The following is a 6,452-nucleotide window of genomic DNA, read 5'->3' on the forward strand; positions in this document are numbered from 1 at the left end:
ACAAATGAACTTCATTAGATTAGTGATACTCAGTTTATGCGTAGGCATAGCTTATTTCGCGTTAAGCATCGCAGCGATAGGACAGTCTGCTGCGGGTAATGTTTTTTGGTGGTTTAACATAAGTGGCTACCCCACCATCACCCATTTAGCTCAAAACTTTGTCGGGATCGGTTTGGTGGCGTTTATTCCTGCATTTGTGATTAAAAGCTATGAGCCAGGAAAACAATGGTTAGCAATGACAGTGGTTGTTTTAGCGACCATTTTTTTACACGGTAATCTGCAATACATGCCGTGGGACTCGATGGGCATTGTCAGGTTTATTTTTAGCACTTTATTGTCCGGCGATATCGGCGCTACTGTGATGTTTTTTTATATCACCTTATTGCCAGTATTGTGGTTATTGATATTAAAACGTGCGGCACGGGTATAACTCGCTAGCTCATAATTAAAAAGGCAATCTATTTTGATTGCCTTTTTTATTATGCGTTGCCTTTTTATTATGCGCTTACTTTGTGGTTAATGGCTTTTGCCAAGCTGCAGTGCCGTATAGCGGTACGGTAGACAACGCATGTTTATGACTGCCGTTGGTCTCTTTGGTTGAGTATGATAAATACAATAACGTTTGATTTTCAGCATCAAAAATACGGCGCACTTTTAAGCTTTTAAATAAAATACTCAAAGACTCTTTAAACACCACCTCGCCATTTTTCGACTTATCAATATCGGCTAATTCAGCATGGCTTATCGGGCCGGTTTGACGGCAACTGATGCTCATATCAGACGGGTCGGCCAAGTCTAAATTGGCCTCAATACGGCTAATATGACAAGTCACCCCTGGTATTTTAGGATCGTGTTTAGCGTCAATAATCACATCTTTGGTGGTAAATAACCCTAAACTGACTTTACCCACATCATCACTACAGCCACTCAGTACTACACTGCCTACCAATGTGGCTAATAACAGTGATGCCGTTTTGGACGCATCCTTTGCAAACTTAAAGCTTAATTGACTGTGCATATTATTGACTCTATTTAGTTAAATGCATATTGGGCACAACGGGTTAACCCTGCCGTTACCGAGCCAAAGTGATCACCAACCACCACTTTTGCGGCAGGATAAACACTGGCAATTTTTTGGTAAATCGCCGGGCTACGCGCTGTACCACCGGTAACATAAACAATATCAGGACTGCTTGGCAAAGCGCAATCTTGTTGTTGTGCCTGTGTCATCCCCGTGTTCATGGCTTGCTGCATTAATGCTTCAACTTTAGCTAATGGGTCGCTAATGGCTTGTTCAAATTGATCTGCCGAGAGAGTGACAAACAAATCTTTTTCAATAAAATCAAGCGAGCACTGGGTGCTAACAGCGTCAGATAAACTGATTTTTGCCGCTTCAGCCTGGCGCACCACTTGATAGCTCATTTGATTTTTTTGTACTGTTTGTAAGCGTTTTAGCAGTTGTGGTTGTTCAGCCTCTTTGATCATCGACTCAACCAATTTACGCGACGCTAAACTGACAAAATCACGTTGGGCACTAATGTCGTTCACCGACACCGCATTCCAAAATGGCGCTCTTGGCATAGGCTTGCCGTTAGTCATTAATGTATCAGCGCCAAAACTCGGCATTAGGCCTGTCATGGCCAGCGCGATATCTAAATCATTACCGCCAATACGTTGCCCAGAGTGGCCTAAACAATCTTGAGTGCGATCAATATTGTTGCTGTGCGAAGGCCCCATCGTGACTACTGAGCAATCCGTTGTACCACCGCCCACATCGACAACCAGTACGGTGTTATCACTGTCTAGGGTTGACTCAAAATCCATCCCTGCGGCTAGCGGCTCAAACAAGAATGTCACTTCAGTAAACCCTGCGCGAGATGCCGCAAGGCGTAAAATGGTTTCGGCTTGTTGGTTACTGTCTTCGCCGCCTATGCCTTGAAAGTTGACCGGCCGGCCAATAACTGCATGGGTTGCCGCAGCCAACGACTTTTGCTGTAAGGCTTTATCTGCCAGCGTTTTCACGTGCTGCATCATTAAAGTGACAATGTCTTCAAACAAACCTATCTGATCTGGACGTAGGCCATTGGCGCCTAAAAATGATTTTGGCGAACGGACATAAAATCCTTCTTCGGGCATTTCAAGGTATGCATCAATGGCGGCCTGGCCGACAAATACGGCTTGTTCATTGGGCATTAAGTCCAATTCATGGCGCATTTGCTTAGCGCGCATTAATTGCGAGCTACGAAGGTGAGAATATTCCGCTTTTAACGGCTCTGGTAAACCTTGATAAACCGCCTCGGCAATCAGCTCGCGGTCCATGGCGTATAAGGTTGAAGGCATAAAATCAGAATTGGCGGATAACGGCAGTAAGGTTACCGCATCGTCAATCATTACCCCTATTGCACAGTTGGCACTGCCATAATCAAATCCAACAAACATTGGCTTACCTTCAGTCGTCTAATCGAAAAAAGCGCTCAAAATAGCACACTTATGGCGCTTGCTAAACCATTTATACGGGGTTAATGATTTCTTTGCTCAAATACTATAAATAAACTTAAAATATGAAGCATTTACAATACTGCACTACATTCGTTGTCTCTGGTAGTTGGCATTCTATGACGACACAGCCATACCAATAACAACAAAAAAAGCCCAATCGTTACCGACTGGGCTCATTGTAAATAAGGCTTATTGGGCGTTATTTGTTATTCACTTTCTCTTGTGCTTTGCGCTGGGCTTCTTTTTGTTGACGGCGCGCTTCAATCACTTGATTAACATCGCTACCAATATGCGCCTCGCCGCGTTGTTTAGCTAATTGCACCTGGCGCTCACGCTCAATAAAACGTTGACGCTGCTCTGCTGGAATTTTGTCAACACAATGAGGGCAGCTCACACCTTGTACATACGCTTCGGTTTGTTTTTCGGCTTCGGTAATCGGCATACGACATGCGTTACATTGATCGTATTGGCCTTTCTCTAGGTTATGATTTACCGCCACGCGATTATCAAACACAAAACACTCGCCTTCCCACATGCTTTGCTCTTGGTCTACTTCTTCAAGATACTTTAAAATGCCGCCTTCAAGATGATACACCTCATCAAAGCCCTGCTCTTTTAAGTATGCAGTTGATTTTTCGCAGCGAATACCGCCAGTACAAAACATCGCCACTTTTTTATGTTTGGCAGGGTCTAAGTTTTGTTTTACATACTCAGGAAACTCGCGAAAGGTTTCTGTCACTGGGTTAACGGCATTTTTAAAGGTACCGATTTTCACTTCGTAATCATTACGGGTATCAACCAAGACCACATCGGGATCAGAAATAAGCGCGTTCCAGTCTTTAGGCTTAACATAAGTGCCAACCACTTCACGCGGGTTAACGCCTTCAACGCCCATGGTGACGATTTCTTTTTTAAGCTTCACTTTGGTGCGATAAAATGGCATTTCAGCATCGAATGACACTTTAGTCACAATGTGATCTAAACCTGGTTGGATGTCTAACCAACCGAGTAAGGTATCAATACCTTGCTGAGTGCCAGCCACCGTACCGTTGATACCTTCTTGTGCGAGCAATAAGGTGCCTTTAATGTCGTTTTTTTCCATTACCGTTAATAATGGCTGACGAATCGCTTCAAAATGAGGTAATGCCACAAACTTGTATAACGCGCACACCACTACCTGTTCAGGCTGGGCTTGGTCTTTAATCATATCTTGCATCAATAATAACTCCGCTGGCTGGAACTTAATTTCCAGTGCAAATACAGCCCGCGCATTGTGCGCAGACTCTAAAAAACGGCCGAAAGTATACCTAAGTCACACTTAAAACACACTCAAAAATTAGATTTGACATGAAATCCGCCGTAAACTGTGTTTTTAAAGTGGTTGTGGTTAACGCACTTTTAGTCACGGCAATCCACATTGCGCATTATTTATCACTGTTATCACTATTTAAAAAGTTGCTTTATGAATTCAGCTATTTTGTATACTTTCCGTCGTTGTCCTTATGCCATGCGAGCACGTATTGGCTTGTATTTAAGCCAGTTAAACCCTAGCGTGCGCGAAATTGAACTCAAAAATAAACCGCAAGAGATGTTAACCGTATCAGCCAAAGGTACTGTGCCAGTGTTGATCACCGCTGAGCAGCAGGTGATTGCAGAAAGCATTGAAATAATGCAATTTGCCTTAACTCAACACCCTGACCCAAGCTCGCCCTGGTTAACACCCGAGGCTTATCAAACATTACTTGATGAGTTACCAAAGCCACAAACAATGGCCTGGGTACATGCTAATGACAATGACTTTAAGCCCTGGTTAGATAAATACAAATACGCTGACAGGTTCCCTGAACACAGCCAAACCAGGTATCGCCAACAAGCAGAAGTGTTTTTGCAGTTATTAGAAGATAAATTAGCTCAACAAGCGTACTTATGTGCAGATAGCCCAACATTGGCTGACTTTGCCACTTTTCCGTTTATCCGCCAATTTGCTAATGTCGAACCGACATGGTTTAACACCTTGCCTTATCCGAAAGTGAGTCAATGGTTAACAACATTAGTGAATAGTGCGTTATTTCAAGCCGTCATGCATAAGTACGCATTATGGTTACCTGAAAAAAACATGATGTTCCTCAAACAATCGCAACAACAAAATGTAAAAGTCATACCTTTGTGTAAAAATTAAAAAATTATGAATATTTAATGATTTACTGACTATTATTCTGTTTAATTTTGCAGTAAATTAGCGATGTAAGAATGAATTGCAGAGTTGAAAGCGGATTTTCGAATTTTTTACTGCAGAATTTTACATTTAGCCAAGTCATTGCTGGAACGCAAAGGAACATGACATGAACAATATGGATATTACGTTAGTCTTTATGCTGATCGCCTTGCTGATCTTGCACATCCACTTTTGCTATCGTGCTTTTACCACTAAAGCCCATATCAAAAATGCCCAACGTTTTCTGTGGTCCATGTTAAGCCTACTGATGGGCCCACTTGGTTACTATGTTTATCAAAACCTCATCCCACTCGATTTTTACGAATAGATTTTTTTAGCGCATTGCTTTGGCGTTTAGCGTTTAGCGAATAAACGTCTGATTGTTTCTTGTACCAATCCGCATTAATACATTACTGAACAAAGCTTGTTACCCACCTTCTTGTCGTCCCGGCAGTGCTTTTAGCCGGGATCCAGGTGTCGTATTTTTGTACTTTTGTACATATGGCATGCTGCCATCAAAGTCGTGGCGTTTAGCACAGACCAAAGAATGAATCCTTTTATTAATAAAGTTGGTTAACGCCCTTCTCGTCGTCCCGGCAATGCTTTTGAGCCGGGATCCAGGTGTTTGTATTTTTGTACAACTCTTTTTTGGGTAAAAAGGGTTAGAAGTTACCATTTTATTAAAGTTTACCCTGACCCCACTAAATTCTGACCCCACTAAATTCAGTTGGCTAAAATCAGTGAGGCACGAACAAAAAGCCAACTGTAATTTGTCCGACTTGAAAACCCTTGATACTTATTGAGCCCTCTCCCTAGCAAGCCGCATCAGCGGTATGCTTAAGGTGACTAAACCAACAGGAGAAAGCTCAATGAGATTTTATAATAACTCACATCCATACTACTGTGGTATTGATTTACATGCACGTTTACTTTACGTCTGTATCATTGATTCTAAAGGGGAAGTTGTTGCTCACAAAAAGATAGGTGCCAGCAAAGATGACTTATTACTCATTCTAGAACCCTATATCGGCAATGTAATTGTCGGGGTTGAGTGTATGCATTGCTGGTACTGGGTGTCAGATTGGTGTGCTGAACTCGGGATTGATTTTATCTTAGGCCATGCGCTTTATATGAAGGCGATCCACGGTGGTAAAACTAAAAATGATAAAGTCGATTCCTTTAAAATTGCCACATTACTGCGTGGTGGTAACTTCCCCATAGCGTACGATTATCCAAGTGAAATGCGCGCAGCACGCGACTTGTTACGTCGACGAATGAAGATTGTCCGTCACGGTGCGATGCTCAAAGGCCATGTGGTTAACACCAACAGTCAATACAACTTGCCTGCAACAGAGTTAAATCTTAAAAATATTTCAGCAAGACAAAAACTACGCGAACAATATCAAGATCCTATCGTACAACGAAATATCGATTTAGACATGGCACTCCTTGATTGTTATGCAAAGGAACTCGCACAGGTTGAATGGTTTATCGAAACACAAGCCAAAAACCATAATCCTGTCTATGTTCTGGTCTAATTCCATCGGACACTTAATTTTGAGACAGTATGTTAATAAATTAAGAGGTCTATATGAGTTTAAAGCAATCACACAAGAGTTATCCGCAGGCATTTAAAGATGAAGCAGTATTGATGGTGCTGGACCAAGGCTACAGTGTTGCTGATGCGGCAAAATCTCTAGGGGTTGGCACTAGCCTGCTTTACAAGTGGAAAGAAAAG

At 42.3% G+C, this 6,452-nt stretch carries 7 protein-coding genes and 1 pseudogene; 5 read left to right on the forward strand and 3 right to left on the reverse strand.

Annotation, left to right across the window (positions count from 1 at the left end; all coding sequences use genetic code 11):
* Positions 1-4: 4 nt before the first annotated feature.
* Complete coding sequence (locus IEY48_RS10150) at positions 5-430, forward strand: hypothetical protein (protein WP_188919869.1); 426 nt, start codon at positions 5-7, stop codon at positions 428-430.
* Between the two features lie 75 nt (positions 431-505).
* Here IEY48_RS10150 and IEY48_RS10155 read toward each other — a convergent pair whose 3' ends face one another.
* The 3 genes from IEY48_RS10155 to trhO form a co-directional block, all read right to left on the reverse strand.
* Entirely contained in the window at positions 506-1,018 is a 513-nt protein-coding gene (locus IEY48_RS10155; RefSeq protein WP_188919871.1) for a CreA family protein, read from the reverse strand.
* 14 nt (positions 1,019-1,032) lie between these two features.
* Positions 1,033-2,439 (reverse strand): molecular chaperone, encoded by a 1,407-nt coding sequence (gene yegD, locus IEY48_RS10160; protein WP_188919873.1) that lies wholly within the window; start codon positions 2,437-2,439, stop codon positions 1,033-1,035.
* Positions 2,440-2,698: 259 nt separating this feature from the next.
* Positions 2,699-3,706, reverse strand: coding sequence for an oxygen-dependent tRNA uridine(34) hydroxylase TrhO (gene trhO, locus IEY48_RS10165; RefSeq protein ID WP_188919889.1), 1,008 nt, complete (start codon positions 3,704-3,706; stop codon positions 2,699-2,701).
* A gap of 255 nt (positions 3,707-3,961) precedes the next feature.
* Between trhO and IEY48_RS10170 the strand changes: the two genes are divergently transcribed.
* From IEY48_RS10170 to IEY48_RS10185, 4 genes and pseudogenes are all read left to right on the forward strand, one after another.
* On the forward strand, positions 3,962-4,678 hold the full coding sequence (locus IEY48_RS10170; protein ID WP_188919875.1) for a glutathione S-transferase: 717 nt from the start codon (positions 3,962-3,964) through the stop codon (positions 4,676-4,678).
* Between the two features lie 163 nt (positions 4,679-4,841).
* Positions 4,842-5,042, forward strand: coding sequence for a hypothetical protein (locus tag IEY48_RS10175; RefSeq protein WP_188919877.1), 201 nt, complete (start codon positions 4,842-4,844; stop codon positions 5,040-5,042).
* Between the two features lie 541 nt (positions 5,043-5,583).
* A pseudogene (locus IEY48_RS10180) lies at positions 5,584-6,243 on the forward strand (IS110-like element ISShfr7 family transposase); the annotation flags it as partial.
* Positions 6,244-6,305: 62 nt separating this feature from the next.
* Positions 6,306-6,452: transposase (locus IEY48_RS10185; RefSeq protein ID WP_188919879.1), on the forward strand; the 147-nt coding region annotated here is incomplete at its 3' end.

The organism is Shewanella saliphila, assembly GCF_014648295.1.
In the GTDB taxonomy this organism is placed as follows: domain Bacteria; phylum Pseudomonadota; class Gammaproteobacteria; order Enterobacterales; family Shewanellaceae; genus Shewanella; species Shewanella saliphila.

Coding starts and splice junctions, on each gene's coding strand:
- yegD (WP_188919873.1), bottom strand. CDS start 2,439: ATGTTTGTTGGATTTGATTATGGCAGTGCCAACTGTGCAATAGGGGTA.
- trhO (WP_188919889.1), bottom strand. CDS start 3,706: ATGATTAAAGACCAAGCCCAGCCTGAACAGGTAGTGGTGTGCGCGTTA.
- IEY48_RS10170 (WP_188919875.1), top strand. CDS start 3,962: ATGAATTCAGCTATTTTGTATACTTTCCGTCGTTGTCCTTATGCCATG.
- IEY48_RS10155 (WP_188919871.1), bottom strand. CDS start 1,018: ATGCACAGTCAATTAAGCTTTAAGTTTGCAAAGGATGCGTCCAAAACG.
- IEY48_RS10150 (WP_188919869.1), top strand. CDS start 5: ATGAACTTCATTAGATTAGTGATACTCAGTTTATGCGTAGGCATAGCT.
- IEY48_RS10175 (WP_188919877.1), top strand. CDS start 4,842: ATGAACAATATGGATATTACGTTAGTCTTTATGCTGATCGCCTTGCTG.